Consider the following 24970-nt stretch of genomic DNA (forward strand, 5'->3'; position numbering starts at 1 on the left):
ATTATTTACCTGCCTTCGCTTTTTTGGCTCGGAGCATATCAAAGAGTTTTTCGGCCATGCCGGGTTTGTTCACTTGCGCGGCGCGGCCAAGGGCCAGTGCGCCGTCTTCCACGTCTTTGGTGATCACCGAGCCTGAACCGGTCATCGCGCCGTTGCCGACGCGGACAGGGGCGACCAGCATGGTGCTGGAGCCGATGAAGGCACGCTCGCCAATCTCGGTGTGGTGTTTGAAGAAGCCGTCATAGTTGCAGGTGATGGTGCCTGCGCCGATGTTGGTGCCTTTGCCTACGGTGGCGTCGCCAATGTAGGTCAGGTGGTTGGCCTTGGCCCCTTCGTGGATTTGGGCGTTCTTGACCTCGACAAAGTTGCCGATGTGGGCCTCTTCGCCGATTTCCGCGCCGGGACGGAGGCGGGCGTAGGGGCCGATGATAGCGCCGCGGCTGACGTGGCACCCTTCTAGATGGCTGAAGGCGCGGATCACAGCGCCGCTTTCCACGGTCACATCGGGGCCGAAGACCACGTTGGGTTCAATGATGGTTTCGCGTCCCACGATGGTGTCATGGGCGAAAAAGACGGTTTCGGGCGCGGTGAGGGTGACGCCGTTTTCCAGCGCCTCGGCGCGCATGGTGGATTGGAACTCGGCCTCTGCCTCGGCCAGTTGGGCGCGGGTGTTGACGCCCATCGTCTCGGCCTCGGTACAGGTGACGGCGGTGGCGCTGCGACCGGTGTCCCAAGCAAGTCCCACGATGTCGGTCAGGTAGTATTCGCCGCTGGCATTGTCGTTGCCCACTTTCTCGATCAGATCGAAGAGGACATCCGCGTCGGCGCAGACCACACCGCTGTTGCATAGGGTGATGGCGCGCTCGGCCTCAGAGGCGTCTTTGAATTCGACGATGCGCTCTAACTTGTCGCCGTTCATCACAAGGCGGCCATAGCGACCGGGATCGGCGGCCTCAAATCCCAGTACAACCACGTCGTGGGTGCGGCGGGCCTCGACCATTGCTTCAAGGGTTTCGGGGCGGATGAAAGGGGTGTCGCCATAGAGGATGATCGCATCGCCTTTGAAGCCGTCCAGCGCAGGGCGGGCCTGCGCAACCGCATGGGCAGTGCCAAGCTGTTCTTCTTGCAGGACCACTTTGATCTCTTCGTCCCAGTCCTGCGCGGCTTTGGTCACTTCGGCAGCACCGTGGCCTGCCACGACAATCTGACGTTCGGGGGCCAGCGATGCGCCGGATTTAAGGGCGTGGACCATCAGGGGCGCAGAGGCGACCTTGTGTAGAACTTTGGGAAGGTCAGAGTTCATTCGGGTGCCTTGGCCTGCGGCAAGAACAATCAGCGCGGTTGCCATAAAGAAATGGTCCTCAATTCGATAGTTTTGCAGTTCTTTTATAGAGCATGTGCAAAGGCACAAGGGGGCGGGCCATCAAAGATCATTGCGGATCATGTCAGAGGGCGGCAAGGTGCCGCCGATGGAGACCACTATGCACTCAGTTATTTTTGATCTTGATGGCACGCTGGCCGATACCAGCGTTGATTTGATTGCCGCCGCAAACGCCTGTTTTGTCGGGATGGGTGTGGGGCCGCAGCTGGACCCTATGGCCGATGCGTCTACCGCGTTCAAAGGCGGGCGGGCGATGCTGACGCTGGGCATGCAGCGGTTGGGCCGTGCGGATGATCTGGATGAGATCGAACGGCAATATCCTTTGTTATTGGCCCATTACGGCGAAAACATAGATGCTAACACGGTCTTCTACGAGGGCGCATTGGATGCCGTTCATCGTTTGCGGGCGCGGGGTGTTAGTGTGGGTATTTGCACCAACAAGCCGGAAGGGCTGGCAGAAACTCTAATGAGCCGCATGGGGGCGCGGGACCTGTTTGATGCGCTGATCGGGGCGGATACGCTGCCGGTACGCAAGCCTGATCCTGCGCCTCTGGCGGAAACGATCCGGCTGGTGGGCGGCGTGCCTGAACGCTCTGTTCTGATCGGGGATACGATCACAGACCGCAAATGTGCCGAAAACCTTGGCATTCCTTGCGTGTTGGTGACCTTTGGGCCCGATGGGGACGGGGTGCGCAATCTGGCGCCTGAAGGATTGCTGGACCACTATAGCCGCCTTGAGGCGGTTTTGGCCGAGGTGATGGAGGGCTTTGCCGCGGAGGCAGGCGCATGACCGAAGTCTTCAAGGGCAGCTTTACCCAGCAGGACCCGATCCCCGCCGAAGGTATTGCGGCAGCCACGGCTGTCATGCAGCATGGCCGCTTGCACCGCTATAATGAGGCGGCAGGCGAAACGGCAGAGGCCGCTTTGCTAGAGCAAGAGTTCGCCGCCTATGTGGGGGCGGAGTATGCGCTGGCGGTGGCCTCGGGCGGTTATGCGATTTGCACGGCGCTGCGGGCGGTGGGGGTTAAGCATGGTGATCCGGTGCTGACCAACGCCTTTACGCTGGCTCCTGTGCCGGGCGCGATCGCGGCAGTGGGCGGCACGCCTGTCTACGTTGAGGTGACGCCCGATCTGGTGATCGATCTGGACGATCTGGCCGCCAAGGCGGATCAGGCCAAGGTTCTGCTGCTAAGCCATATGCGCGGCCATATCTGTGACATGGATCGCTTGATGCAGATTTGCGATGCCGCTGGGATCACCGTGGTTGAGGATTGCGCCCACACTATGGGGGCCACGTGGAAGGGCGTGCAAAGCGGACGCCACGGGGCGGTCGGCTGCTATTCGACCCAGACCTACAAGCACATCAACTCGGGCGAGGGGGGCTTTCTGGTCACCGATGATGCCGAACTGATGGCAAGGGCGGTGATGCTGTCGGGCTCTTATATGCTCTATGGCAAGCATCGCGCTGGGCCGGGGCCTGAGGTTTATGAAGAGATCCGGTATGAGACGCCCAATATCTCGGGGCGGATGGATAACCTGCGGGCGGCGGTGCTGCGGCCCCAGATCCCTTTGCTCGCGGGGCGTATCGCGGGGTGGAATGCGCGTCATAATGTGGTGCGGGATGTGTTGCATGGGCTGAACGGTGTCTATCTGCCTCAAGCGCCAGAGGCTGCGGTGCGGGTTGGTTCCAGCTTTCAGTTCCTGATGCGCGGCTGGGCAACTGAGCGGATCGAGGCGCTGATGGCGGCCTGTGCCAAGCGCGGCGTTGATCTGAAGTGGTTTGGCGCGGCCGAGCCTAAGGCCTTTACCAGCCGTTATGACAGTTGGCGCTATGCCCCTGTGCCCAAGCTGCCCAAGACCGATGCGATCCTTGCGGGGCTGATCGACATGCGCTTGCCGCTGACATTCTCGCTTGAGGATTGCGACTTGATCGGGCGCATCCTGCGGGACGAGATCACCAAGGCGCAAAGCTGACCTCTGCCACATTGGTCTGGATCGCACCTGTTTGCGGCTCTGCTAAGGTAGGGGCGGAAACAAGGAAGGGCGCGATGAGATATCTGTGGGCGTTGGTCCCGTGGCTGCTAGGGACCCAAGGTGCGATGGCCCATGCGGTAACCCAAGGGGACAAGGGCTATCTGGCGCAGGTCAGTGGCGAACAGATTCCAAGCTTTGTCTATCTGGGGGCCAAACATATGGTCACCGGCTATGATCATCTGTTGTTCCTCTTTGGAGTGATCTTTTTTCTCTATGGGGTGCGGCAGATCGGGGCATATGTCTCGCTTTTCGCGCTGGGCCATTCGCTGACCATGCTGGCGGGGGTCTGGTTCGGGATCGGAATAAACCCCTATATCATCGACGCGATCATCGGCTTTTCAGTGGTTTATAAGGCGCTGGATAATCTTGGTGCGTTTGAACGCTGGTTCGGTGTGCGGCCTTCGCCCAAGGGGGCGGTGTTTGTGTTCGGGTTGCTGCATGGCTTTGGCTTGGCGTCAAAGCTGCTGGACTATGAGATCTCCTCGGACGGGCTGCTGGTGAACCTTGTTGCCTTCAATGTGGGGGTCGAGTTGGGCCAGATCACCGCGCTGTTGCTGATCCTGATGGTGATGCACCAATGGCGGGCGATGCCCCGTTTCGCGCGGCAGTCTTATGCTGCGAATGTTTTGCTGATGATCGCCGGATTTGCGCTGATGTTCTATCAGATCGCCGGCTTGATGCTGGCGTAAGGGAGAGACCGATGGGTGACGTGAAAGCCGTAGAGGCATCGGGCAAGGGCTTGATCGGCGCGACGCTGGGCGCGGCAGCGATCGGGGCGGCATTGGTGGTGACCTTCTGGCTGCCTGCGGAATATGGCGTGGACCCGACGGGCGTGGGCTATGCGCTGGGTCTGACGCAGATGGGGTTGGTCAAGCAGGGCTTGGCTGCGGCTGCCGAAGAAGAGGCGCAGCGCGATCCCCGTATCACCGAAGTTCTAAGCCGACTTGGCGACATCGAGGCCAAGCTGGACGCCCTGAGCGCAGGCGCGCCTTTGGAGGCGGTTGAGGTCTTGCCCGCCGAGTGGCGCGACAGTTTCACCTACACGCTGGCGCCCGGTCAGGGCTTTGAGGTCAAGCTGACGATGACTGAAGGGCAGGCGGCCCAGTACGCTTGGCACACGGACGGGGCCGGTCTGACCCATGATACCCACGGCGAGGGTGATGGCGAGATCAGCTATGAGCAGGGCCGCGATGTGGCCAGCGCCGATGGCACGCTGACGGCTGCCTTTGACGGGCTGCACGGCTGGTGGTGGAGCAACCCGACCGCCGCACCCATTCAGCTGACGATCCAGACCGGCGGAGAGTACGACCGGATGCTGCACCCATAAGACTGGCAAAATGTGAACAAGGGGTGAACATTTTACACTGGCCGATGTTCATGTTGCGTTCTATCTTTTCCGTCACATCCACGCAGATGGAGCGGATTGATGAGCAGACTGGACATGGCGGGCAAGCTGGAAATCCTTGCCGATGCCGCGAAATACGACGCCTCTTGTGCCTCATCGGGGGCGCAAAAACGGGATTCACGGGGCGGTAAGGGGATCGGATCCACGACGGCCTCATCGGGGATTTGCCACAGTTATACGCCGGACGGTCGCTGTATCTCTCTGCTGAAAATCCTGCTGACCAACAGCTGCATTTTCGACTGTCACTACTGCATCAACCGCAAATCCTCGAACGTGCGGCGGGCGCGGTTCACGGCGAAAGAGGTAGTGGACCTGACCCTAAGCTTTTACAAGCGGAACTATATTGAGGGGCTGTTTCTGTCCTCTGGGATCATCGGTTCGCCCGATTATACGATGGAGCAGATCGTCGAGGTGGCGCGGTCCCTGCGGCTGGATCACGACTTTCGGGGCTATATCCACCTAAAGACCATTCCCGATGCGGACCCGATGCTGGTCGAGGCGGCGGGGCGGTTTGCCGATCGCGTCTCTATCAACGTTGAACTGCCCACGGTGCCGGGGCTAACCAAGCTGGCCCCCGAGAAATCCGCACCGCGGATTGAAGGGGCGATGGGGCAGATGCGCCTTGCGATTGAGGATAGCAAGGATGCCCGCCGCCGCTATCGCCATGCGCCGCGCTTTGCCACAGGCCAATCGACCCAAATGATCGTGGGGGCGGACGATGGCACTGACCGCGATATCGTGGGGCGGGCGGCGCATCTTTATGATCGGTTCGGATTGCGGAGGGTCTATTATTCGGCGTTTAGCCCGATCCCTGATGCCTCGGCGGTGCTGCCGTTGAAACGGCCGCCGTTGCAGCGGGAGAACCGTTTGTATCAGGCGGATTGGCTGATGCGGTTTTATACCTTTACGCCCGAGGATGTGGCCCAGACGACAGACCCCGTGACGGGAATGCTGCCCTTGGACATTGATCCCAAGCTGGCGTGGGCGCTGAAGTTCCGCGAGCATTTCCCCGTGGATGTGAACCGCGCCCCGAAAGAGGCGTTGCTGCGGGTGCCGGGGCTGGGAACCAAGGCGGTGAACGGCATTCTGTCGGCGCGGCGGGTGCGGCGGTTGCGGCTGGAGGACGTGGGGCGGCTGACAGTCAGCGTGAAAAAGCTGCTGCCTTTTATCATCTGCGAGGACTGGCGTCCCGTGCGCCTCACCGACCGCGCCGACCTGAAGGCCTTGGTCGCGCCCAAGCCGGTGCAGCTAGATCTGTTCGGAGCCTGAGCCATGGAGGTGATCCGGCTCGAGGCCCCCGATGATTTCGACGGCTGGCGCATGGCAGCGCGGGCCTTGGCGGCACGGGGCGTGCCGCCCGAGGACGTGCTATGGCAGGTGGGTGATGAGGTCACCGATCTTTTTGCCGGTGCCGATCTGACGATGCCGCAGGGGGCCAAGACCCTGAACGTGCCGAAGGACTTCATCGATCTAGCCCGTATGGCGGTTCTGCATCGGGACCCCCAGCGGTTTGCCTTGCTCTATGGTCTTTTGATCCGTGTGGGGCGCGATCCGCGGGTGATGCAGGACCGTGCCGATCCGTTGGTGCGACGGCTGAGCGTGCTGGTCAAAGCGATCCGGCGCGATATTCACAAGATGCGAGCCTTTGTGCGCTTCCGCGAAATGCCCGTGGGCAACCGTGTGCGCTACATCAGTTGGTTTGAGCCGGATCACCACATCCTGCGGGCCAACGCCGGCTTCTTTGTGGGGCGCTTTGCCAATATGGAGTGGTCGATCCTGACGCCTGACGGCTCGGTCCATTGGGATGGGGATGTGCTGACGGAAGGCGCGGGGGCCAGCAGCAGCGACATTCCAGATGAAGATCCGACCGAAAAGATTTGGGAGACCTACTACGCGTCGATCTTCAATCCGTCGCGATTGATGACGGGGGCTATGCTGCGCGAGATGCCGAAGAAATACTGGAAGAACATGCCCGAGACGCGGCTGATCACCGGCATGATTGCCGGTGCCCGAGGCCGTGAGCTAGAGATGATCGAACGGTCCAAGCCTAAGGCTTGATCCGCGCCAATGCAGGGGCCAGTTGCGCCGCTGCTGCGACCCCGTCGATCACCACAGCGCCCGTGCGGGCGGTCAGATCATCGCGCAAACGGCCCATGCCAGCGCAGCCTAGGACCACTGCCTGCGCGCCCTCAGCGGTCAGGGCGTCGATGCCGTTTGCCAGATGCCGGCGGGTCTTTTCGCTGCCTTCTTCAACGGTCAGGACAGGCAGGCCGCTGGCCATGATTTTCAGGCATTGAGGGCTATAGCCAAGGGCGGCAATGTTGCCTTCGATCACTGGTAGGGACACAGGCAGGGTGGTCAGAACCGCAAAGCGCAAACCCAACAAATCCGCCGCCGCATAGCCCGCCTGACCGATGCCGATCACGGGGCAATGGGCCTGCGCCCGCAACTCCAATAAGCCGGTGTCGTCAAAGCAGCCGATGACCAGCGCATCAACCCCTTCCCTCTTGGCCCGCGCCACCATGCGGCGCAGTCCGTCCAAGGCCATCTCGCCATGCTCGGGCCCTTCGATCGCGGGCGGCGCGCCGATGTTGGTCCAGCCATCAATCTGCACATTTGGGTTGGCCGCACGGGCGACCGCCACCATGCTGTCGGTCATGGCTTGGGTCGAGTTGGGGTTCATATAGACGATGCGCACCTTACACTCCCTTGCCCGCATCGGACCCGAACCGCGACCGGCGCTTGCCCATGACCCAGACCGTCAGCAAGAACAGCGCGATGATCATCAGGCTGAACAAGGTGGTCAGGGTTCCCAGCGCATAGATCACCGGCGTCGTGACATTGGTGGTCATGCCGTAGATCTCCAGCGGCAGGGTGTTGTAGCTGCCGGATGTCAGCAGCGTTCGCGCAAATTCATCATAGCTGAGGGTAAAGCCGAATAGCGCAACACCAATCAGCGAAGGCGCAATAATCGGCAGGATCACATGCCAGATGATCTGCCACGCACTCGCCCCCTGATCGCGGGCCGCCTCTTCATAGCTTTTGTCAAAGCGGTTGAAGACCGCGAACATGATCAAGAGGCCAAAGGGCAGGGTCCACGTCAGCTGGCTGCCAAAGCCGCTGGTGCTCCAATGGACCTTAAAGCCCAACTGGTCGAACAACAGTCCCACCCCAAGCGAGATCAGGATCGACGGGATCACCAACGAGGTGATTGCCAAGTAGAACAGCACGCCCGATCCCTTGAACCGCTTGCGAAACGCCAGCCCCGCCATGACCGAGACCACAACGGTTGCCACCATTACCATCAGCCCCAGCAGCAGCGACCTGCGGAACGCGCCCCAGATATCGCCCACCGCCTGTTGCTGGAACAGATCATGGAACCAGTGCAGGGACACGCCGTTCATCGGAAAGGTCAGCCCCCCTTGCGGCCCCTGAAAGCTGAGGATCGCGATGGTGATCGTCGGCCCGTAAAGAAACAGCAGGAACAGCCCGAAGAAGCCGGCCAGCACGTAAAAGGACGTTGAGCGTTTGCCCATGATCACAGCTCCTTCCGGATGTTCACAAAGCGCAAGAGGATGGCGATGACCAGCAGCACGGTGCACAGCAGAACCACTGCCGTCGCCGCAGCGGAGGGATACTGCAGCAGGGCAATGTCGTTGGAAATCAAGCGGCCCACATTGGCGCTCTGACTTCCCGACATAAAACGCACGGTGATGAAATCACCCATCACCAGCGTCACCACAAAGATGGTGCCGATCATGATGCCCGGCTTGGTCAAAGGCACAATCACATGCCACAGGGTCTGAAACCCGCTGGCCCCGTTGTCATAGGCTGCCTCCAGAAGGCTGCGATCAATCCGCATCATGGTGTTGAAAATCGGGACCACCATGAACAGCGTATAAAGATGCACAAAGGCCAGAATGACCGAGAAATCGGAATAGAGCAGCCACTCCAGCGGCTGATTAATCAGCCCCCAATCCAGCAGTGTCTGGTTGGCAATCCCGTTGCGCCCCAGAAAGGGGATCCAGCTGATCATGCGGATGATGTTGCTGGTCCAGAACGGGATCGTACACAGCAAAAACAGGGCAATCTGCGTCGTCTGCCCGCGCACGTGGAAGGCCAGAAAATAGGCCACCGTAAAGCCGATGCCCAAGGTCAAAGCCCAAGTGATCAGAGCGTATTTAAAGGTGTTGAAAAACACCCGGTATGTCACGGGTGAAGAAAACAGAAACTCGTAGTTGTCCCATAAAAACGCAGGGTAAATCGACCACTCGGTCGCCCCCCAGAAACTGACCACCACGATCAGGATCACCGGCAGAACCAGAAACCCCGCCAGCACCAGGGCCAGCGGCGCAGCCTGCATCCAGCCCACCACATGACGGCTCATTGCCATGATCCCATCCTCGGGGCCCGCGCCCCTTCATCTTGGAGAAAATACCTTGGGGTGAATGGACGGGCCGCAAGGCCCGCCCAGAGGGGCAAAGCCCCTTACCTTAGGAACTGATGAACTCGTTCCACTTGCGGACCATGTACTGGTTTTCGTCCATGACCGCGTTCCAGCAGGCCACGCGACCCATACGCTCTTCGAACGAGCCGCCGTCGCGCACGTCGCCCGCTTTGGCCAGCACGTCGCCGAAGGGGCTGGTGATGTCGCCGGTCGCGGGCTTGCCCTCGAACCAGTAACCCCACTCGTTCTCACTCATGTAGTTCTTCGAGGTCTCGGGCACCGCCGAGTAATAGCCCTGACGCATCAGGAAGCCACCGACCCAGCCGTCCAGATACCAGTTGATGTATTCATAAGCCGCATCCAGCTCCATGCCGCTGAGGGATTTCGACAGGCCGATGCCGCCGCCCCATGACCGATAGCCCTCTTTCAGTGGCTGGTAGACGCAGGGAATGCCGCGCGATTTTACAGCTGTGATAGCAGGCGACCACATGGACTGGATCACCACCTCGCCCGAGGCCATCAGGTTCACGGATTCATCGAAGGTCTTCCAGAAAGCGCGGAACTGGCCGTTCTGTTTGGCCTCGGTAAAGATCGCGATGGTCTTGTCGATCTCTTCCTTGGTCATGTTGCCTTTGTCGGCATACTGGATCTCGCCCATGGCTTCGCAGACCATGGCCATATCCATGATCCCGATCGAGCTGATGTCGAGGATGCTGGCCTTGCCCTTGAATTCGGGGTTCAAGAGTTCGGCCCATGATTCAATGGGGCGGCCGATCAGGTCGGGGCGGATGCCCAGAGTGTCGGCGTTGTAGATGGTCGGGATCAGGGTCATCCAGCCGGTTTCTTCTGCCGCAAAGCTGGTGGCATCAGGGCCTTCGACAAAGCCGACCGAATGGGGCGCGGTGCCTTGGGCAATGACGCTTTCCGGTGTCAGCTTGCCCGAACGGAAGATGCCGACGATCTTGTCGTAGTTCTTGATCTTGCTGGTATCCATCGCCTGCAGGTTGCCGGTGGGCCAGACTTTTTTACAGATCCAGTATTCGATGTCGGCAATGTCAAAGCTGTCGGGCTGGGTGGCGGCACGCTGGGTGACGCTGTCGGAATCCAGCGCGGTCATCTCTAGTGTGAAGCCAAGGTCCTCTTTCACCTTCTGGCCCACTTCGTTCAGGTTCGACACACCGGTGCCGAACTGGCGCAGGGTGATGTCTTTGATTTCCTGCGCCCACACCATGGGGGCGGGTAGGGTCGAGGCGGCAACGGCAGCAGCGCCCCCTTTCAGGACAGCACGGCGGGAGTAACGCATTTTAGACATGAAGAAGTTCCCTTGTTGGACTGGTTATAAGTGTGATCAAGCTTGGAGGCGGTGCAGCCGCCCCTCGTTCCAGGTCAGCGCGATGGCATCGCCGGGATTTTTGGGATCGGCAAAGAAGGCGGCCTCTGGCAGCAGGGCCAAGACATCTTCGCCTGATTGAGTGGTGGCATTCAGGGCCACATGGGCCCCTTGGTATTCGACGCCGGTCACGGTGGCGGGCATGCCGCTGGGACCAACGCCCACCTCATCGGCGCGCAAGGCGAACTTGCCGCTGTCCAGGGTGATGACGTTGTGACCGCCCATGAAACGGGCCACGAATTCGGTGCGGGGAGCGTTGAACACATCGCGGGCGCTGCCCGATTGCTCGATCACCGCGTTGTTCATCAGGACGATCTCATCGGCCAGCGCCAGCGCCTCGTCCTGTCCGTGGGTCACATGGATGAAGGTGATGCCAAGTTCACGCTGAAGCTTTTTCAACTCGGCCCGCATGCGGATGCGCAGGAATGGATCAAGGGCCGAGAGGGGCTCGTCCAGCAGCAGCACTTTGGGCTTGGTGACCAGAGCGCGGGCCAGTGCCACCCGCTGTTGCTGGCCGCCAGACAGCTGCGCTGGCAGGCGGTCGGCGTATTGGGACATGTCCACCAGTTCCAGCATCTCACCGGCGGCCTTGTGTCGGGTGGTTTGATCCACACCCTTCATGCGCAATGAGAAAGCGACGTTGTCCCGCACACTCAGGTGCGGAAATAGCGCGTAGCTTTGGAACATCATGGCGGTGCCGCGCTTGGCTGGGGGCAGGTCGCTGACGTCAAAGCCGTCCAAGACGATCGATCCGCTGGTCACATCCTCATGCCCCGCGATCATCCGCAGGGTGGTGGACTTGCCGCAGCCCGAGGGGCCCAGAAAGCACACATAGCTGCCCGCGTGGAATTTGTGGTTCAGCCCTTTGACCGCCACGGTGTCACCGTAGCTTTTGCTGACATTCACTAGTTCCAGATCGTATTCGCGTCCCATGATCGCTCCAGTTCCCCTGAGGTTGGGATCATGCTGGAGCGGGTTTTTGACCGAATGGCAGGAAAATCTGGCGAGTCGGGGTCGGGAAACATAACTTGCCTGATTATTGTGCGGTTGCAGCGATGGTGTGCACATAAAATGCAACAAGATCGTATACAATCTCGTGTACGCGGTTGGGTGGAATTGCTGACTTGCGCCTGATGCCGGGTGATTCCACGTTTGGGTACATAGGAAAGACAGCCATGACCGACTCACCCACCAAACCGATGACCGCCGAAGATGTCGCTCTGGATCTGGAGCGGGCCATTCATGAGCATCGCCTGATCCCCGGCTCGAAACTGGGTGAGGACGAGATCGGCGAGGTCTATGGCGTCTCGCGCACGGTGGTTCGGGCGGCTTTGCAGGCACTGGCGCACAGGCGTCTGGTTGAGTTGAAGCGCAATCGCGGGGCCTTTGTGGCGCAGCCCACTGTGCGCGAAGCCCGTGAAGTGTTTGAAGCCCGTGCGCTCTTGGAGCCGCGCACGGCGCGATCAGCCGCAGTGCGGATGACGGACGAGGATATTGTGGCTTTGCAGGCCCATATCGATGCTGAACATGCGGCTTTGCACGCGGGGGATAATGGGCGGGCGCTGTATCTGTCGGGGCAGTTCCACATCGAAGTGGCGCGGATTGCCGATCAATCCACCATCGAGGCCTTTATCACCGAGTTGATTGCGCGGTCGTCCTTGATCATTGCCCTCTATTGGCAGCGGCGTGCGGCCTTATGCGAGAGTAACGCCCATCACGCGCTGATGACTGCCTTTGCCGCGCGAGATGGGGATCGGGCGGAAGAGTTGATGAAGAGCCATTTGCTGGACCTAGTGAGCTCACTTGATCTGTCGAGCAAGGCATCCCAGCCACAGTCTCTGCGCGAGGCTTTGAAAGCGTCGGGCTAAGGCGCTTGCTGTGGGCGGTTTTTGAGTATTTGGGCAATAAGGAAGTTGGGTGCTTTGATTTAGCGTTTGGCTTTTGGCTGGCGCGGTGCCGGTTCGAGTATTTGGATCAAGAAGAAGCGAGGGGCGCGGGTTTGTTCCGCGCCCGTTTTTGTTAGCGGTTTGGCCCCATGGTTCGGACCTGCTCGCGGCGCAAGTTGACCACGTCAAGATCGTCGGTGAGATCCACATCCGACATGCGGATGATCTGGTCCTTCTGGATGTTGTTTTTCAGTTTGACGTGGTGGGCAAGGCCCATCGGCAGGGCGTCAATGGCGGTGGAGCGGGTGGCTGGAATGGCTTTGGCCCATGCGCAGTAGCCGCCTTCGCCGTCCAGATAGCTGCCTGCGGTCAGGTCGGATTTTGCGGTGGCGACCGCATCGCCGCGGAATTCGCGCGAGGTGCCGGTGGGCTCTTTGCGAAGGACGGCGGAAAGGACGGAGACCGAGGTTTCAAGGCCGATCAGGTGGAAGGGGCGCCACATGGAGCCGTACCAGCCGGATTTGTCCGTGAGCAGGCCGTATTGTTCAAAGCAGGCGCGGGTGTATTCATCCGGCGCTTTGAAGGTGACGAACATGCCGTAGCGGATGTTGTTCAGGACTTCGCGGCCGTCGGGTTCCTGACTGGCGGCAATGTCCACGAGGCCTGCTTTGGGCAGGCGGCCGCCGTCTTGGGCGGGTTTGAAGACCTGTGCCAGATCTTGCAGGCCGGAGGGGTAGAAGGCAAGGCCATCGTCGGGGCAATCAAGGCCGGTGCCATTGGCGACAGCTGCCATTTCGATGGCGGCTTTGGTCCCGTCGGTGAAGGAGTTGTACATCTTGGGGTTAAAGTCGCCCTTTGCGACGAATTCGTCAGACCAGCCGAAATAGCCCCAGACTGTGTCGGGGGTGGAGTATCGGTATTCCGGTTGAAAATTCATGCCCTTACCGGCAGAAATTAATTCAAAACCTGAGGCGTGAACCCAATCCACAAGCTCGCAGCAGAAGGCCGGTTGGTCGCCGTAGGCCATGGAGTAGACGAGGCCTTTTTCGCGGGCCATTTTGCCAAGGATCGGGCCGCACATGACGTCGGCTTCAACGTTGACCATGACGATGTGTTTCATCCCCTCGATCGCCATGAGGGCGTGGCGGGTGCCTGCGAGGGGATGGCCGGTGGCCTCGATGATGCATTCGATTCCATCGAAGGCGCAGAGGGCGCTGGCGTCGTCGGTGATGAAGGTGCGGCCCGTGTCGATGGCATCACCGAATGAGGTCGCGGCGTATTCTTCGGCTTCCCAGCCGGTGCGTTTGAGCGCGGTGCGGACTTTGCCCACGTCCAGATCGGCGACGGCCACGATGTGGTAACCTTCGATTTTGCGGGCTTGGGCCAATACCATCGAGCCGAACTTGCCCGCACCAATAAGGCCGACGCGGATGGGTTTGCCTGCCTCGGCACGGGCTTTAAGAAGATGGGACAGGTTCATTGATGGTCTCCGGAACTGGATTGGTTCCGGTGACGCTGGCACGAAATTTTTCGCAGAAAAATTTATCTTTTCTGGGTGAGTGTTCGGATTTTCTAAATTGTTTCCGTTTCCCAGTTGCGGGCCTCGATGGTGATCCAGTCAAGGAAACGGCGCACGCGGCGGCGGGTGAGATGGCTGGGTGGGCAGGCCAGCCATTGGGTGGTGATCGGTATCTTGGGCGGGTTGCTGACGGGGATCACGAGGCGCCCTGCACGCAGTTCCTCGTCCATCATCAGGGTGCTTTCGAGGGCGATGCCAAGGCCTTGGGCGGCGGCATCTACCGCCATGTGTGAACGATCGAAGGACAGGCGGCGCGGGGCTTTTGGGGGTGTGAGGCCTTGGGCAGTGAACCAGTCGGGCCACTGGATTTGCGCTTTGACCGAGCGGATCTGGCGGAGGCCCGTGATGTCGCTGGCCGTTAGGCTGGAGGCGGCGGCAAAATCGGGGCTGCAGACGGGCAGGAAGTGTTCCGTTGCGAGAGGTTGGACATGCAGGCCCGGCCAGCGGCCCATACCGTGGCGGATTTCCAGATCCACGTGGTCACGGGCGAAGTCTGTGGGCTCGTTCGTGCCATCAAGGCGCAGGTCGATGGAAGGGTTTTCGTCCAGAAAACCCTTGATGCGGGGCAGCAGCCATTTTGTTGCAATTGTGGGCGTGGCGCGGATGGTCAGGGTGGTCGACTGGGGCGTGCCGCGGATGAGGGCGGTGGCGGCCTCGATCCCTGCGATGTTGTCGGAGATCAGTTCGAAATAGCGCTCGCCTGCTTCGGTCAGGTGTAGCTTGCGGTTTCGGGTGATGGTGAGGGCGGTGCCCAGTTGTTCTTCGAGCGTGCGCAATTGCTGGCTGACGGCGGAGGGTGTCACGTTGAGTGCCTGCGCTGCGGCGCGGACCGAATTTAGCGTGGCGACCTGATAGAAAACAGCAATGGCACGGAAGGGAGTCATTGGGGGCCTTTTTACTGCCAGAGTGGCGGGGCGCCGTGCGGGCGTCAATGGGGTGGGGGCGCTGCCCCCGGCCTTGCGGCCTCCCCCGAGGTAATTGGGCCAAGATGAAGGGGTGCGGCGTGAAAGCGCTTGACGGGAGCGCGAAGGTGTTTCTAGGATATGAACAAGCGTTCAATAACGAGCGCCGGCCGGTCTGGGAGGAATCGCCGATGTTCATGGCTTCGATGACGTTTGACCTTGGGGAAGAGGTGAATGCGCTGCGTGATATGGTGCATCGTTGGGCGCAGGAGCGGGTGAAGCCCATGGCGGCTGCGGTGGATGCGCAGAACGAGTTTCCCGCAGAGCTGTGGCGCGAGATGGGGGACTTAGGTCTATTGGGGATCACCGTGCCGGAGGAATTCGGCGGCGCAGGCATGTCCTATCTGGCCCATACGATTGCAGTGGAAGAGATTGCGCGGGCATCGGCCTCGGTCTCTTTGAGCTATGGGGCCCATTCGAACCTTTGTGTGAACCAGATCAAGCTGAATGGCACCGATGAACAGAAGCGCAAGTATCTGCCCGGTCTGATCTCGGGCGAGCATGTGGGCGCTTTGGCTATGTCCGAGGCGGGGGCGGGGTCCGATGTGGTCTCGATGTCGTTGCGGGCCGAAAAGCGGAATGATCATTACCGGCTGAATGGCACCAAGTACTGGATCACCAACGGGCCGGATGCGGACACTTTGGTGGTTTATGCCAAGACCGATCCCGAGGCGGGGGCCAAGGGGATTACCGCCTTTATCATCGAGAAGTCGATGGTCGGTTTCTCGACCTCGAAGCATTTCGACAAGATGGGGATGCGGGGATCGAACACGGCCGAGTTGATTTTCGAGGATGTGGAAGTGCCCTTCGAGAATGTGCTTGGCGAAGAGGGCAAGGGCGTGCGCGTTCTGATGTCCGGTCTGGATTACGAGCGTGTGGTTCTGGCTGGTATCGGAACGGGGATCATGGCCGCCTGTCTGGACGAGATCATGCCTTATCTGGCCGAGCGCAAACAGTTCGGTAAGCCCATCGGGGATTTCCAGCTGATGCAGGCCAAGGTGGCCGATATGTACACGGCCATGAACAGCGCCCGCGCCTATGTCTATGAGGTCGCCAAGGCCTGTGATCGGGGGCAGGTGACGCGGCAGGATGCAGCGGCCTGTGTGCTTTATGCCAGCGAAGAGGCGATGAAGCAGGCCCATCAGGCTGTGCAGGCTATGGGTGGCAGCGGCTTTATGAACGACAGCGTCGTGAGCCGTCTGTTCCGTGATGCCAAACTGATGGAGATCGGCGCAGGCACCAGCGAAATCCGCCGGATGCTGATCGGGCGCGAATTGATGGGTACGATGAAGTGAGCCTGAGGCAGGTCGCGTTCACAGTTCTTGGGGCCTTTCTGGCGCTGGTGGCTGTGATCGGCCTGCGATTGGGCTGGCTGGCGGCCAGTCTGACCGAAACCGATGTGATCGAGCGTTATGCGGCGGCCTATCTGGCCGAGGCAGGGACAGGGGCAGCGCTGTCAAATTGCCATGCGGAAACGGCGCAGGGCCATTGGGTCAAGTTGCGGGTGATCTGCCGCCATCCGGACGGGCGCGAATGGCGCTTTGGTGCCGGGCTGTGGGGGCAACTGGTTTATGTTGAGCGTATCACACCGGCGCGGATGGAGATGAAGATATGAGCCGCAAGTTGCCACTATCGCTTTGTTTTCTTGCCTTGGCCGGTGCTGTTTCTGCGCAAGAGACCTTTGAGTTCGAAGAGGCGCTGGTCGAGCAGTGTTTCCAGAACGCGGCAGAGTTCGGGCGCTCGGACGATTGTGTCGGCATGGCCGCAGGTCTTTGCATGGAGAAGAACGAAGGCGGCTGGTCCACCTACGGCATGATGGCGTGCCAAGGGCTGGAGATCGCTGTTTGGGATGCAAAGCTGAACGGGGAATACCAGCGGGTGCTGGCGCAGGCCAAGCAGATGGATGCGGAGTATATGGATGCAGGTGCTGCCGTCCCGTCTCAGGAAGAAGCGCTGCGCGAGATGCAAAGAGCGTGGATCGCGTTTCGGGATGGCACCTGTGGATATGAGCGCTCGCTTTGGGGGAATGGCACAGGCGGAGGTCCCGCAAGCGGCGGTTGCATGATGCGGATGACGGCGGCGCAGGCGATCTATTTGGCCGGTCACGGGCAAGAATACTGAGGTTTTGGGCGCTGCGCGGTTGGCGGGGTGCCGAGATATAGGGAGGAGCGCCGATGGCGCGGTTGAAAAGCCAGATCCAGACGGGATCGGAAACCTATCGGACCAATCTGGCCGCCCATGAGGCGATGATTGCCGAGGTTCGCGCGGCGGCTCAGGCGGCTGCCGAAGGGGGCGGCGCGAAGGCGCGTGAGCGGCATTTGTCGCGGGGCAAGATGTTGCCTCGGGATCGGGTGGCTGGCCTGTTGGATCCGGGCTCTCCGTTTTTGGAGGTTGGGGCGCTGGCGGCCCACGGGATGTATGACGGTGTGGCCCCTGCTGCCGGTGCAGTGGCTGGAATTGGCCGCGTTCACGGGCGCGATGTCATGGTGGTGTGCAACGATGCCACCGTAAAGGGCGGCACCTATTACCCGATGACCGTCAAGAAACACCTGCGCGCCCAAGAGATTGCCGAAGAGTGCAATCTGCCTTGTGTCTATCTGGTGGACAGCGGCGGGGCGAACCTGCCCAATCAGGACGAGGTCTTTCCCGACCGCGATCACTTTGGCCGGATTTTCTACAATCAGGCGCGGATGAGTGCCAAGGGCATCCCTCAGGTCGCGGTGGTGATGGGCTCTTGCACGGCGGGTGGCGCTTATGTGCCTGCTATGTCCGATGTGACAATCATCGTGAAAGAGCAGGGCACGATCTTTCTGGCAGGGCCTCCGCTGGTGAAAGCGGCGACGGGCGAGGTTGTCTCGGCCGAGGATCTGGGCGGCGGCGATGTGCACACGCGTCTGTCGGGTGTGGCCGACTATCTGGCCGAGGATGATGCCCATGCGCTGGCTTTGGCGCGGCAGGCTTTGGGATCGCTGAACCGGCGCTTGCCGGAAACCGTGGATTGGGCCAGCCCTGAAGCGCCTGCCTATGATCCGGCGGAAATTCTGGGCGTGGTGCCTGGTGATCTGCGCACGCCTTACGACATCCGTGAAGTGATTGCGCGGGTGGTGGACGGTAGCCGCTTTGACGAATTCAAGCCGCGCTTCGGCGAGACCTTGGTGACCGGCTTTGCCCATGTGGAAGGCTGCCCCGTGGGGATCGTGGCAAACAACGGGGTTCTGTTCTCGGAGGCGGCTGTGAAGGGCGCGCACTTCGTTGAGCTCTGTGCTCAGCGCCGTATCCCGCTGGTCTTTTTGCAGAATATCACCGGCTTTATGGTGGGGCGGAAGTACGAGAACGAAGGGATTGCGCGGCACGGGGCCAAGATGGTGACCGCTGTGGCGACGACCAATGTGCCGAAGATCACCATGCTGGTGGGCGGCTCATTCGGGGCGGGGAACTATGGCATGGCGGGGCGGGCCTATCAGCCGCGCTTTTTGTGGACGTGGCCCAATAGCCGGATTTCGGTCATGGGCGGTCCGCAAGCGGCCGGAGTTCTGGCCACGGTCAAGCGCGATGCCATCGAGCGGGCAGGCGGCGCATGGAGTGCCGAGGAGGAAGCGGCCTTCAAGCAGCCGACGCTGGAGATGTTCGAGCGCCAGAGCCACCCGCTGTATGCCACGGCGCGGCTGTGGGACGACGGGATCATCGATCCCCGCGATACGCGGCGGGTACTGTCCCTGAGCCTGCGGGCGGCGCTGAATGCGCCGGTGGAAGAAACCAAATTCGGTGTTTTCCGCATGTGATCATGGGGGCCGGGTGGGGGCTCTGCCCCCGGCCTGCGGCCTCCCCCGAGGTATTTGGTCCAAGATGAAAGAGGCGGTCGCGCCGGAGAGGAGGGCCTGATGTTTGATACAGTGTTGATTGCCAATCGTGGCGAGATTGCGTGCCGTGTGGCGCGCTCGGCCAAGGCGATGGGGCTGCGGGTTGTTGCGGTCTATTCCGAGGCTGATGCAGGCTCTGCCCACGTGGAGATGGCCGATGAGGCGGTGTGCATTGGCGGGGCCGCGCCTGCGGAGAGCTATCTGCGCGGCGAGCGGATCATCGAGGCGGCTTTGGCCAAAGGTGCCGGTGCGATCCATCCGGGTTATGGATTTTTGTCTGAGAACCCCGATTTTGTTGAGGCTGTCGAGGCGGCAGGATTGGTGTTCGTGGGGCCATCTGCCCGCGCCATTCGCGCGATGGGATTGAAGGATGCGGCCAAGGCCTTGATGGCCGAGGCAGGTGTGCCGGTGGTGCCGGGTTATCATGGGGCGGACCAGTCCGAGGCGCGTTTGGCGAATGCGGCAGAAGAGGTTGGCTATCCGGTACTGATCAAGGCTGTGGCTGGCGGCGGCGGCAAGGGTATGCGTCTGGTCGAGCGGGCTGGGGAGTTTTCCGAAGCTCTGGCCAGTGCGCGGGCCGAGGCGCGGACGGCATTTGGCAATGAGGCGGTGCTGATCGAGAAGTTTGTCTCGAAGCCGCGCCACATTGAGGTTCAGGTCTTTGGCGATGGTCAGGGGGCGGTGCATCTGTTTGAGCGGGACTGCTCTTTGCAGCGCCGTCACCAGAAGGTCATCGAGGAGGCGCCTGCGCCCGGTATGACGCCTGAGATGCGCGAGGCGATGGGCGCGGCGGCGGTGCGGGCCGCCGAGGCGATTGGCTATAGCGGTGCGGGCACAGTCGAGTTCATCGTGGATGGCAGCGGTGGTCTACGTCCTGATGGGTTCTGGTTCATGGAGATGAACACGCGTTTGCAGGTCGAGCATCCGGTGACCGAAGCCATCACAGGTGTGGATCTGGTGGAATGGCAGTTGCGGGTTGCCATGGGCGAGGGGCTGCCGTGCGGGCAGGAAGACTTGTCTATCCGCGGGCATGCCTTTGAGGCTCGGCTATATGCGGAGGATGTCGCGAAAGGGTTTTTGCCCGCGACTGGCCGGTTGGACCATCTGGCGTTTCCTTCGGGCGTGCGCGCCGACAGTGGCGTGCGGGCAGGCGATGAGATCAGCCCCCATTATGACCCGATGATTGCCAAGGTGATTGCTCACGGACCCAGCCGTGCGGTGGCATTGGCGCAGTTGGCAGCGGGCTTGGAGGCCACGGAAGTGGCGGGCAGCGTCACCAATCTGCGGTTTCTGGCGGCTTTGGCGCGGCATGAGGGCTTTGCCAAGGGGGATGTGGATACCGGCTTGATCGCCCGTGATCTGGAGGCGCTGACCCTTGAGGCGGATGTGCCTCAGGGCGTTGTGGCGCTGGCGGCGCTGAAGGCTTTGGGACTGGACGAGGAATGTGGCGGCGCTCGGGGCTTTGCCCTTTGGGCACCGCTGGAGTGGACCGTTGGCCTGCGCCACGGGGATGAGGACATCCATGCGCGCGTGCGCGTGGAGGGCCCTGACGCATGTGAGGTGCGTTGGGATGAGGCGTGTGTGTCTTTGCGCCGTGGCCGGGATGGGGGCTGGTCGCAGGGAGGTACACGTGCCGGTCAGGCGGTGATGCACGGGGAGCGCATCACCGTCTTTGATCGAGGGGCCTTTGTCTTTGATTATATCGATCCGCTGGCGCGGGATGCGGCGGATGGGGCCTCATTGGATCTGGTGGAAGCGCCGATGCCGGGTCTGGTCCAGAAGCTGTTTGTTGCGGCCGGAGATACGGTCGCTGCGGGGGACCGGTTGGCCTTGTTGGAGGCGATGAAGATGGAACACGCCCTGCGCGCACCGCGTGACGGGGTGGTGGCCGAGGTCCTATGCTCGGAAGGGGATCAGGTGGCTGCCGGTGCGGCGCTGGTCCGGTTGGAAGAGGAGAGCGAGGAATGATCCGGTTACATCATTGTCCCCAGAGCCGGTCCATGCGGACCTTGTGGCTGTTGCATGAATTGGGCGTGCCTTTTGAGGTGGTGACTCATGATTTTGGGAAGAACCTGCGGGATCCGTCCTATCTGGCGCTGTCGCCGGCGGGGCGGGTTCCGGCCTTGGAGATCAACGGCGACACCATGTTCGAGACCGGTGCGATCACTGAATATCTGTGCGAGCGTTTCCCCGAGGCGGGAATGGGACGGCTGCCAGGAGACCCGGAGCGTCGGGCCTGGCTGGTCTGGGTGCATTTTGCCGAGACCTTGAGTCAGCATTCAGCGGCGCTGACCCAGCAGCATATCATGCTGTATGAGGCTTCCATGCGCTCGGCGATTGTGACCAAGCTGGAAGCGGCGCGGTTGAAGAAATGCTACGGGGCGCTGGAGGCGCGTTTGGCCGAGACAGGCTCGGGTTATTTGCTGGGGTCGGGGTTTTCGGCGGCGGATATCTCGGTTGGGCAGGCGGTCTATATGTCCCGCCATTTTGCGGCATTGGACGGGTTCGAAGCGGTTGAGGCGTGGTACGCGCGTCTGGCTGAGCGTCCTGCCTTTCAGGCCTCGCTGCCTGCCGAGGGGGAATGGCGCCTTTATGCGCGGGATTTCTATCCCCCGTGGGAGGGCTGAACGCCCCCTTGGCGGGGGCGTGGCCTCCGGCGGAGGTATTTTTGCCAAGATGAACGGGGAGGCGCCGTATGGAACGGGTCGAGATCTTTGAAGTGGGTCCGCGGGACGGGTTGCAGAACGAGCCGCGTCCGATTCCTTTGGAAGAAAAGCTGGCGCTGATTGATCTACTGTCGCAGGCGGGGTTCCGGCGGATCGAGGTGGCCAGCTTTGTGAGCCCAAAGTGGGTGCCGCAGATGGCAGATTCGGGCGAGGTGCTGGCGGGAATCAGGCGTGCTGCTGGCGTGCGCTATGCGGCCCTGACGCCGAATATGAAGGGGTTGGAGCGGGCGATTGCCGCGCGGGCCGACGAGGTGGCGATTTTCGCAAGCGCCTCGGAAGGGTTTTCGAAATCCAATCTGAACTGCTCGATCGAAGAGAGCTTTGAGCGGTTCGCGCCTCTGGCCGAGGCGGCAAAGGCCGCCGGATTGCCCGTGCGCGGCTATGTGAGCTGCGCGACGGACTGCCCTTTTGACGGGGCGATTGCGCCAGCGGCTGTGGCGGCAGTCGCGGGCCGTTTGTGGGCGATGGGCTGTTATGAGGTGTCTGTGGCGGACACCATCGGGCGCGGAACAGCCGAGGCCGTGGGGGCCATGCTGGACGCGGTTCTGGGCGAAGTGCCTGCCAGCGGGCTGGCGGGGCATTTTCATGACACCGGTGGGCAGGCGTTGCAGAACATCGGGGTTTCTCTGGAGAAGGGTTTGCGCGTGTTCGATGCGGCTGTCGGCGGCCTTGGAGGCTGTCCCTATGCGCCGGGGGCTGCGGGGAATGTAGCGACCGAAGCGGTGGCAGATTATCTGGCCGCAGCGGGCTATGAGACAGGTTTGAAGCGGGACATTCTGGCGCAGGCCGGACAAATGGCGCGGGCTATGCGGGGAGCAGGGGAATGACCGAGACTATCCGGATCGAGATTGATGCACAGGGTGTGGCGCAGCTGGTTCTGGCCCGTGTGGACAAGCACAATGCTATGAGTGCGAAGATGATGGACGAGCTGCATCAGGCCGCCATCGATCTTGGGAAGAACGAGGCGGTGCGGGTGGTCGTTCTGGCCGCTGACGGGCCCACATTCTGCGCCGGTGGCGATCTGGAGTGGATGCGCGAGCAGATGGGCGCTGATCGCCAGACCCGCATGGCCGAGGCGCGCCGTTTGGCGATGATGCTGATGGCGCTGGACCGGATGCCCAAACCCTTGATCGGGCGAATCCATGGCAACGCCTTCGGAGGCGGTGTCGGGCTGGCTTCTGTCTGTGATTGTGCGATTGGCGCGGAAAACATCCTTATGGGGTTGACCGAAGTGCGCCTTGGACTGATTCCCGCAACAATCGGTCCTTACGTTATCGCTCGCATGGGGGCGGCGAAAGCGCGGCAGGTTTTCTTTCAGGGACGGCGCTTTGATGCGGCTGAGGCCGTGGGCCTTGGGCTGCTGGCGCGCAGGGTTTCAAGTGAAAATCTTGATGCCGAAGTTGCCCGTGAGGTGGAAAGTTACCTTTCGGCAGCGCCCGGCGCTGTAGCGCGGGCGAAAGCCCTTGTTCATGCGCTGGACGGGCGTGCAGATTCCGCAGCTGTCGAAACCTCGATCAAGGCTTTGGCAGATGCTTGGGAAACCGCCGAAGCCGCCGAGGCTATTGACGCTTTTTTCACTCGCAGAAAACCGCGCTGGCTGGCAGAGTAAGCCCGTGCTGCACCTTGCCTGTAAGGGATTTGGTGTAAGTGAAAGCCCCGATTTGCCAGAATATTCATGGTTGTGAATGTATGTTTGTTCGTGTTGACCCCATAAGGGGGCAGGCGTAAGAAGCAGCGCAAGCATAGCAGCCAGTGAATGCGTTAGACGCAGGAAAGGAGCCACGCGTGGAAGAGATGCTGAGGGAATATCTGCCCATTCTCATCTTTCTGGCGGTTGCCATCGGTTTGGGACTCGTTTTGATCCTCGCCGCGGCCATTATCGCCGTTCGCAACCCCGACCCCGAAAAGGTCAGCGCATACGAATGTGGCTTTAACGCCTTTGACGACGCGCGCATGAAATTCGACGTCCGGTTCTATCTGGTGTCGATTCTCTTCATCATCTTCGACTTGGAAATTGCCTTCCTGTTCCCTTGGGCTGTCGCCTTCAAGGACATCAGCATGGTTGGCTTCTGGTCCATGATGCTGTTCCTTGGCGTGCTGACTGTCGGCTTTGCCTATGAATGGAAGAAGGGGGCACTCGAATGGGAGTGATGACCGGCGCCAATACCGCAGGTTTCGACCGTGAGGTGGCAACCCAGCAGCTGAACAAAGAGCTGCAGGACAAAGGCTTTCTGCTGACCTCGACCGAGGACATCATCAACTGGGCCCGTACGGGCAGCTTGCACTGGATGACCTTTGGTCTGGCGTGCTGCGCGGTCGAGATGATGCACACATCGATGCCCCGCTACGACCTCGAGCGTTTCGGCACCGCGCCGCGCGCGTCTCCGCGTCAGTCGGACCTGATGATCGTTGCGGGCACCCTGACCAATAAGATGGCTCCCGCGTTGCGCAAGGTCTACGACCAGATGCCCGAACCCCGCTATGTGATCAGCATGGGGTCCTGCGCGAATGGCGGCGGCTATTACCACTACAGCTACTCGGTTGTGCGCGGCTGTGACCGCATCGTGCCCGTGGACGTCTATGTCCCCGGTTGCCCCCCGACCGCAGAAGCACTGGTGTACGGTATCCTGCAATTGCAGCGTAAAATCCGTCGCACCGGCACGATTGAGAGGTAAGCGATGACCGAGGCCCTGAAAGAACTGGGAGCCCTGCTTGAGGCTCAGCGTCCTGACTGTGTGATCGGCTGGGACGTGGCGTATGACGAATTGAACGTCGACGTCGCCCTGAACAACATCGTTGCTTTCGTCGAGTTTCTGAAGACCGACGTGAACTGCCGTTTCAGCACTCTGGTGGACATCACCGCTGTGGACTACCCCGAGCGCGCAAAGCGTTTCGACGTGGTTTACCACTTCCTGTCGATGTACCAGAACCAGCGCATCCGTTTGCGTGTGGCTGTGCGTGAGGATGAGGTTGTTCCCTCGATCATCGACGTGCATCCCAGCTCGAACTGGTTCGAGCGTGAAGTCTTTGACATGTTCGGCATTCTGTTCTCGGGTCACCCTGACCTGCGTCGTCTGCTGACCGACTACGGTTTCCGCGGCCACCCGCTGCGCAAGGACTTCCCGACCACCGGTTATACCGAAGTCCGCTATGACGAGACCCAGAAGCGCGTGGTCTATGAGCCCGTGAAACTGGTTCAGGAATACCGCCAGTTCGACTTCATGAGCCCGTGGGAAGGCGCAGAATACATCCTGCCCGGGGACGAGAAGTCCAAGGCGAACGGTTAAGGGAAGGTTTGTG

At 61.0% G+C, this 24970-nt stretch carries 26 protein-coding genes; 18 read left to right on the forward strand and 8 right to left on the reverse strand.

Going from position 1 to position 24970, the window contains the following annotated elements:
* Position 1 precedes the first annotated feature (1 nt).
* Complete coding sequence (gene glmU, locus CLV74_RS08115) at positions 2-1348, reverse strand: bifunctional UDP-N-acetylglucosamine diphosphorylase/glucosamine-1-phosphate N-acetyltransferase GlmU (RefSeq protein ID WP_106263729.1); 1347 nt, start codon at positions 1346-1348, stop codon at positions 2-4.
* Between the two features lie 133 nt (positions 1349-1481).
* On the opposite strand from glmU, the gene CLV74_RS08120 reads away from it, so the two are divergent.
* The 6 genes from CLV74_RS08120 (at position 1482) to CLV74_RS08145 (ending at position 6878) form a co-directional block, all read left to right on the forward strand.
* Complete coding sequence (locus CLV74_RS08120; protein ID WP_106263843.1) at positions 1482-2171, forward strand: HAD-IA family hydrolase; 690 nt, start codon at positions 1482-1484, stop codon at positions 2169-2171.
* Complete coding sequence (locus CLV74_RS08125) at positions 2168-3355, forward strand: DegT/DnrJ/EryC1/StrS family aminotransferase (protein ID WP_106263730.1); 1188 nt, start codon at positions 2168-2170, stop codon at positions 3353-3355. Before CLV74_RS08120 ends, CLV74_RS08125 begins: the two co-directional genes overlap by 4 nt.
* A 74-nt stretch (positions 3356-3429) precedes the next feature.
* The gene (locus CLV74_RS08130) at positions 3430-4104 is read left to right on the forward strand and encodes a HupE/UreJ family protein (RefSeq protein ID WP_245888487.1); all 675 of its coding nucleotides are present in this window, start codon (positions 3430-3432) and stop codon (positions 4102-4104) included.
* An 11-nt stretch (positions 4105-4115) separates the two neighbouring features.
* Positions 4116-4742, forward strand: a complete 627-nt coding sequence (locus tag CLV74_RS08135) for a transmembrane anchor protein (RefSeq protein ID WP_106263731.1) — start codon at positions 4116-4118, stop codon at positions 4740-4742.
* A gap of 99 nt (positions 4743-4841) precedes the next feature.
* The gene (locus tag CLV74_RS08140; protein WP_106263732.1) at positions 4842-6089 is read left to right on the forward strand and encodes a putative DNA modification/repair radical SAM protein; all 1248 of its coding nucleotides are present in this window, start codon (positions 4842-4844) and stop codon (positions 6087-6089) included.
* Between the two features lie 3 nt (positions 6090-6092).
* Positions 6093-6878 carry a TIGR03915 family putative DNA repair protein gene (locus CLV74_RS08145; protein WP_106263733.1) on the forward strand — a complete coding sequence of 262 codons (786 nt, stop codon included), beginning with the start codon at positions 6093-6095 and terminating at the stop codon, positions 6876-6878.
* Here CLV74_RS08145 and CLV74_RS08150 read toward each other — a convergent pair.
* The 5 genes from CLV74_RS08150 to CLV74_RS08170 all read right to left on the reverse strand — a co-directional run bounded on the left by CLV74_RS08150 (position 6868) and on the right by CLV74_RS08170 (position 11590).
* A complete protein-coding gene (locus CLV74_RS08150) occupies positions 6868-7518 on the reverse strand; it encodes an aspartate/glutamate racemase family protein (RefSeq protein WP_106263734.1) in 651 nt (216 codons plus the stop codon). The genes CLV74_RS08145 and CLV74_RS08150 overlap by 11 nt on opposite strands.
* Position 7519: 1 nt before the next feature.
* Positions 7520-8356, reverse strand: a complete 837-nt coding sequence (locus CLV74_RS08155) for an ABC transporter permease (protein ID WP_106263735.1) — start codon at positions 8354-8356, stop codon at positions 7520-7522.
* A 2-nt stretch (positions 8357-8358) separates the two neighbouring features.
* Positions 8359-9213 carry an ABC transporter permease gene (locus CLV74_RS08160; RefSeq protein WP_106263736.1) on the reverse strand — a complete coding sequence of 285 codons (855 nt, stop codon included), beginning with the start codon at positions 9211-9213 and terminating at the stop codon, positions 8359-8361.
* Between the two features lie 100 nt (positions 9214-9313).
* The gene (locus CLV74_RS08165; RefSeq protein WP_106263737.1) at positions 9314-10579 is read right to left on the reverse strand and encodes an ABC transporter substrate-binding protein; all 1266 of its coding nucleotides are present in this window, start codon (positions 10577-10579) and stop codon (positions 9314-9316) included.
* Positions 10580-10615: 36 nt separating this feature from the next.
* Entirely contained in the window at positions 10616-11590 is a 975-nt protein-coding gene (locus CLV74_RS08170; protein ID WP_106263738.1) for an ABC transporter ATP-binding protein, read from the reverse strand.
* Positions 11591-11832: 242 nt separating this feature from the next.
* Here CLV74_RS08170 and CLV74_RS08175 point away from each other — a divergent pair, with 242 nt between their 5' ends.
* A complete protein-coding gene (locus CLV74_RS08175) occupies positions 11833-12525 on the forward strand; it encodes a GntR family transcriptional regulator (protein WP_106263739.1) in 693 nt (230 codons plus the stop codon).
* A 151-nt stretch (positions 12526-12676) separates the two neighbouring features.
* Here the strand turns inward: CLV74_RS08175 and CLV74_RS08180 are convergent, their stop codons facing one another.
* Together CLV74_RS08180 and CLV74_RS08185 are read right to left on the reverse strand one after the other, a co-directional pair.
* Positions 12677-14023, reverse strand: a complete 1347-nt coding sequence (locus CLV74_RS08180; protein WP_106263740.1) for an NAD(P)H-dependent oxidoreductase — start codon at positions 14021-14023, stop codon at positions 12677-12679.
* A 92-nt stretch (positions 14024-14115) separates the two neighbouring features.
* The gene (locus tag CLV74_RS08185; RefSeq protein WP_106263741.1) at positions 14116-15006 is read right to left on the reverse strand and encodes a LysR substrate-binding domain-containing protein; all 891 of its coding nucleotides are present in this window, start codon (positions 15004-15006) and stop codon (positions 14116-14118) included.
* Between the two features lie 209 nt (positions 15007-15215).
* On the opposite strand from CLV74_RS08185, the gene CLV74_RS08190 reads away from it, so the two are divergent.
* From CLV74_RS08190 to CLV74_RS08240, 11 genes are all read left to right on the forward strand, one after another.
* Entirely contained in the window at positions 15216-16379 is a 1164-nt protein-coding gene (locus tag CLV74_RS08190) for an isovaleryl-CoA dehydrogenase (RefSeq protein WP_106263845.1), read from the forward strand.
* Positions 16376-16699 (forward strand): hypothetical protein, encoded by a 324-nt coding sequence (locus CLV74_RS08195; RefSeq protein ID WP_106263742.1) that lies wholly within the window; start codon positions 16376-16378, stop codon positions 16697-16699. The genes CLV74_RS08190 and CLV74_RS08195 overlap by 4 nt, the downstream gene beginning before the upstream one ends.
* Positions 16696-17205, forward strand: coding sequence for a lysozyme inhibitor LprI family protein (locus CLV74_RS08200; RefSeq protein ID WP_106263743.1), 510 nt, complete (start codon positions 16696-16698; stop codon positions 17203-17205). Before CLV74_RS08195 ends, CLV74_RS08200 begins: the two co-directional genes overlap by 4 nt.
* Positions 17206-17258: 53 nt before the next feature.
* Entirely contained in the window at positions 17259-18866 is a 1608-nt protein-coding gene (locus CLV74_RS08205; protein ID WP_106263744.1) for a carboxyl transferase domain-containing protein, read from the forward strand.
* A gap of 99 nt (positions 18867-18965) precedes the next feature.
* Positions 18966-20912 (forward strand): acetyl/propionyl/methylcrotonyl-CoA carboxylase subunit alpha, encoded by a 1947-nt coding sequence (locus CLV74_RS08210; RefSeq protein WP_106263745.1) that lies wholly within the window; start codon positions 18966-18968, stop codon positions 20910-20912.
* Positions 20909-21571, forward strand: coding sequence for a glutathione S-transferase family protein (locus tag CLV74_RS08215; RefSeq protein WP_106263746.1), 663 nt, complete (start codon positions 20909-20911; stop codon positions 21569-21571). The genes CLV74_RS08210 and CLV74_RS08215 overlap by 4 nt, the downstream gene beginning before the upstream one ends.
* Before the next feature lie 68 nt (positions 21572-21639).
* Positions 21640-22497: a hydroxymethylglutaryl-CoA lyase gene (locus CLV74_RS08220; protein WP_106263747.1), complete on the forward strand. Its 858-nt coding sequence runs from the start codon at positions 21640-21642 to the stop codon at positions 22495-22497.
* Complete coding sequence (locus CLV74_RS08225) at positions 22494-23279, forward strand: crotonase/enoyl-CoA hydratase family protein (RefSeq protein WP_106263748.1); 786 nt, start codon at positions 22494-22496, stop codon at positions 23277-23279. Before CLV74_RS08220 ends, CLV74_RS08225 begins: the two co-directional genes overlap by 4 nt.
* 176 nt (positions 23280-23455) lie before the next feature.
* A complete protein-coding gene (locus tag CLV74_RS08230; RefSeq protein ID WP_106263749.1) occupies positions 23456-23821 on the forward strand; it encodes an NADH-quinone oxidoreductase subunit A in 366 nt (121 codons plus the stop codon).
* Positions 23812-24345 (forward strand): NuoB/complex I 20 kDa subunit family protein, encoded by a 534-nt coding sequence (locus tag CLV74_RS08235; protein ID WP_176853833.1) that lies wholly within the window; start codon positions 23812-23814, stop codon positions 24343-24345. Before CLV74_RS08230 ends, CLV74_RS08235 begins: the two co-directional genes overlap by 10 nt.
* A gap of 3 nt (positions 24346-24348) precedes the next feature.
* Positions 24349-24957 carry an NADH-quinone oxidoreductase subunit C gene (locus CLV74_RS08240; RefSeq protein ID WP_106263751.1) on the forward strand — a complete coding sequence of 203 codons (609 nt, stop codon included), beginning with the start codon at positions 24349-24351 and terminating at the stop codon, positions 24955-24957.
* Positions 24958-24970 lie beyond the last annotated feature (13 nt).

Origin of the sequence: Donghicola tyrosinivorans (genome assembly GCF_003003355.1) — a bacterium.
GTDB lineage: Bacteria > Pseudomonadota > Alphaproteobacteria > Rhodobacterales > Rhodobacteraceae > Donghicola > Donghicola tyrosinivorans.

What these genes read in the sequence shown, in the direction of transcription:
- CLV74_RS08210 (WP_106263745.1), top strand. Translation starts at nt 18,966, where the DNA reads ATGTTTGATACAGTGTTGATTGCCAATCGTGGCGAGATTGCGTGCCGT.
- CLV74_RS08200 (WP_106263743.1), top strand. Translation starts at nt 16,696, where the DNA reads ATGAGCCGCAAGTTGCCACTATCGCTTTGTTTTCTTGCCTTGGCCGGT.
- CLV74_RS08155 (WP_106263735.1), bottom strand. Translation starts at nt 8,356, where the DNA reads ATGGGCAAACGCTCAACGTCCTTTTACGTGCTGGCCGGCTTCTTCGGG.
- CLV74_RS08225 (WP_106263748.1), top strand. Translation starts at nt 22,494, where the DNA reads ATGACCGAGACTATCCGGATCGAGATTGATGCACAGGGTGTGGCGCAG.
- CLV74_RS08205 (WP_106263744.1), top strand. Translation starts at nt 17,259, where the DNA reads ATGGCGCGGTTGAAAAGCCAGATCCAGACGGGATCGGAAACCTATCGG.
- CLV74_RS08215 (WP_106263746.1), top strand. Translation starts at nt 20,909, where the DNA reads ATGATCCGGTTACATCATTGTCCCCAGAGCCGGTCCATGCGGACCTTG.
- CLV74_RS08160 (WP_106263736.1), bottom strand. Translation starts at nt 9,213, where the DNA reads ATGGCAATGAGCCGTCATGTGGTGGGCTGGATGCAGGCTGCGCCGCTG.
- CLV74_RS08145 (WP_106263733.1), top strand. Translation starts at nt 6,093, where the DNA reads ATGGAGGTGATCCGGCTCGAGGCCCCCGATGATTTCGACGGCTGGCGC.
- CLV74_RS08170 (WP_106263738.1), bottom strand. Translation starts at nt 11,590, where the DNA reads ATGGGACGCGAATACGATCTGGAACTAGTGAATGTCAGCAAAAGCTAC.
- CLV74_RS08220 (WP_106263747.1), top strand. Translation starts at nt 21,640, where the DNA reads ATGGAACGGGTCGAGATCTTTGAAGTGGGTCCGCGGGACGGGTTGCAG.
- CLV74_RS08130 (WP_245888487.1), top strand. Translation starts at nt 3,430, where the DNA reads ATGAGATATCTGTGGGCGTTGGTCCCGTGGCTGCTAGGGACCCAAGGT.
- CLV74_RS08180 (WP_106263740.1), bottom strand. Translation starts at nt 14,023, where the DNA reads ATGAACCTGTCCCATCTTCTTAAAGCCCGTGCCGAGGCAGGCAAACCC.
- CLV74_RS08240 (WP_106263751.1), top strand. Translation starts at nt 24,349, where the DNA reads ATGACCGAGGCCCTGAAAGAACTGGGAGCCCTGCTTGAGGCTCAGCGT.
- CLV74_RS08135 (WP_106263731.1), top strand. Translation starts at nt 4,116, where the DNA reads ATGGGTGACGTGAAAGCCGTAGAGGCATCGGGCAAGGGCTTGATCGGC.
- CLV74_RS08235 (WP_176853833.1), top strand. Translation starts at nt 23,812, where the DNA reads ATGGGAGTGATGACCGGCGCCAATACCGCAGGTTTCGACCGTGAGGTG.
- glmU (WP_106263729.1), bottom strand. Translation starts at nt 1,348, where the DNA reads ATGGCAACCGCGCTGATTGTTCTTGCCGCAGGCCAAGGCACCCGAATG.
- CLV74_RS08140 (WP_106263732.1), top strand. Translation starts at nt 4,842, where the DNA reads ATGAGCAGACTGGACATGGCGGGCAAGCTGGAAATCCTTGCCGATGCC.
- CLV74_RS08165 (WP_106263737.1), bottom strand. Translation starts at nt 10,579, where the DNA reads ATGTCTAAAATGCGTTACTCCCGCCGTGCTGTCCTGAAAGGGGGCGCT.
- CLV74_RS08125 (WP_106263730.1), top strand. Translation starts at nt 2,168, where the DNA reads ATGACCGAAGTCTTCAAGGGCAGCTTTACCCAGCAGGACCCGATCCCC.
- CLV74_RS08185 (WP_106263741.1), bottom strand. Translation starts at nt 15,006, where the DNA reads ATGACTCCCTTCCGTGCCATTGCTGTTTTCTATCAGGTCGCCACGCTA.
- CLV74_RS08175 (WP_106263739.1), top strand. Translation starts at nt 11,833, where the DNA reads ATGACCGACTCACCCACCAAACCGATGACCGCCGAAGATGTCGCTCTG.
- CLV74_RS08190 (WP_106263845.1), top strand. Translation starts at nt 15,216, where the DNA reads ATGTTCATGGCTTCGATGACGTTTGACCTTGGGGAAGAGGTGAATGCG.
- CLV74_RS08120 (WP_106263843.1), top strand. Translation starts at nt 1,482, where the DNA reads ATGCACTCAGTTATTTTTGATCTTGATGGCACGCTGGCCGATACCAGC.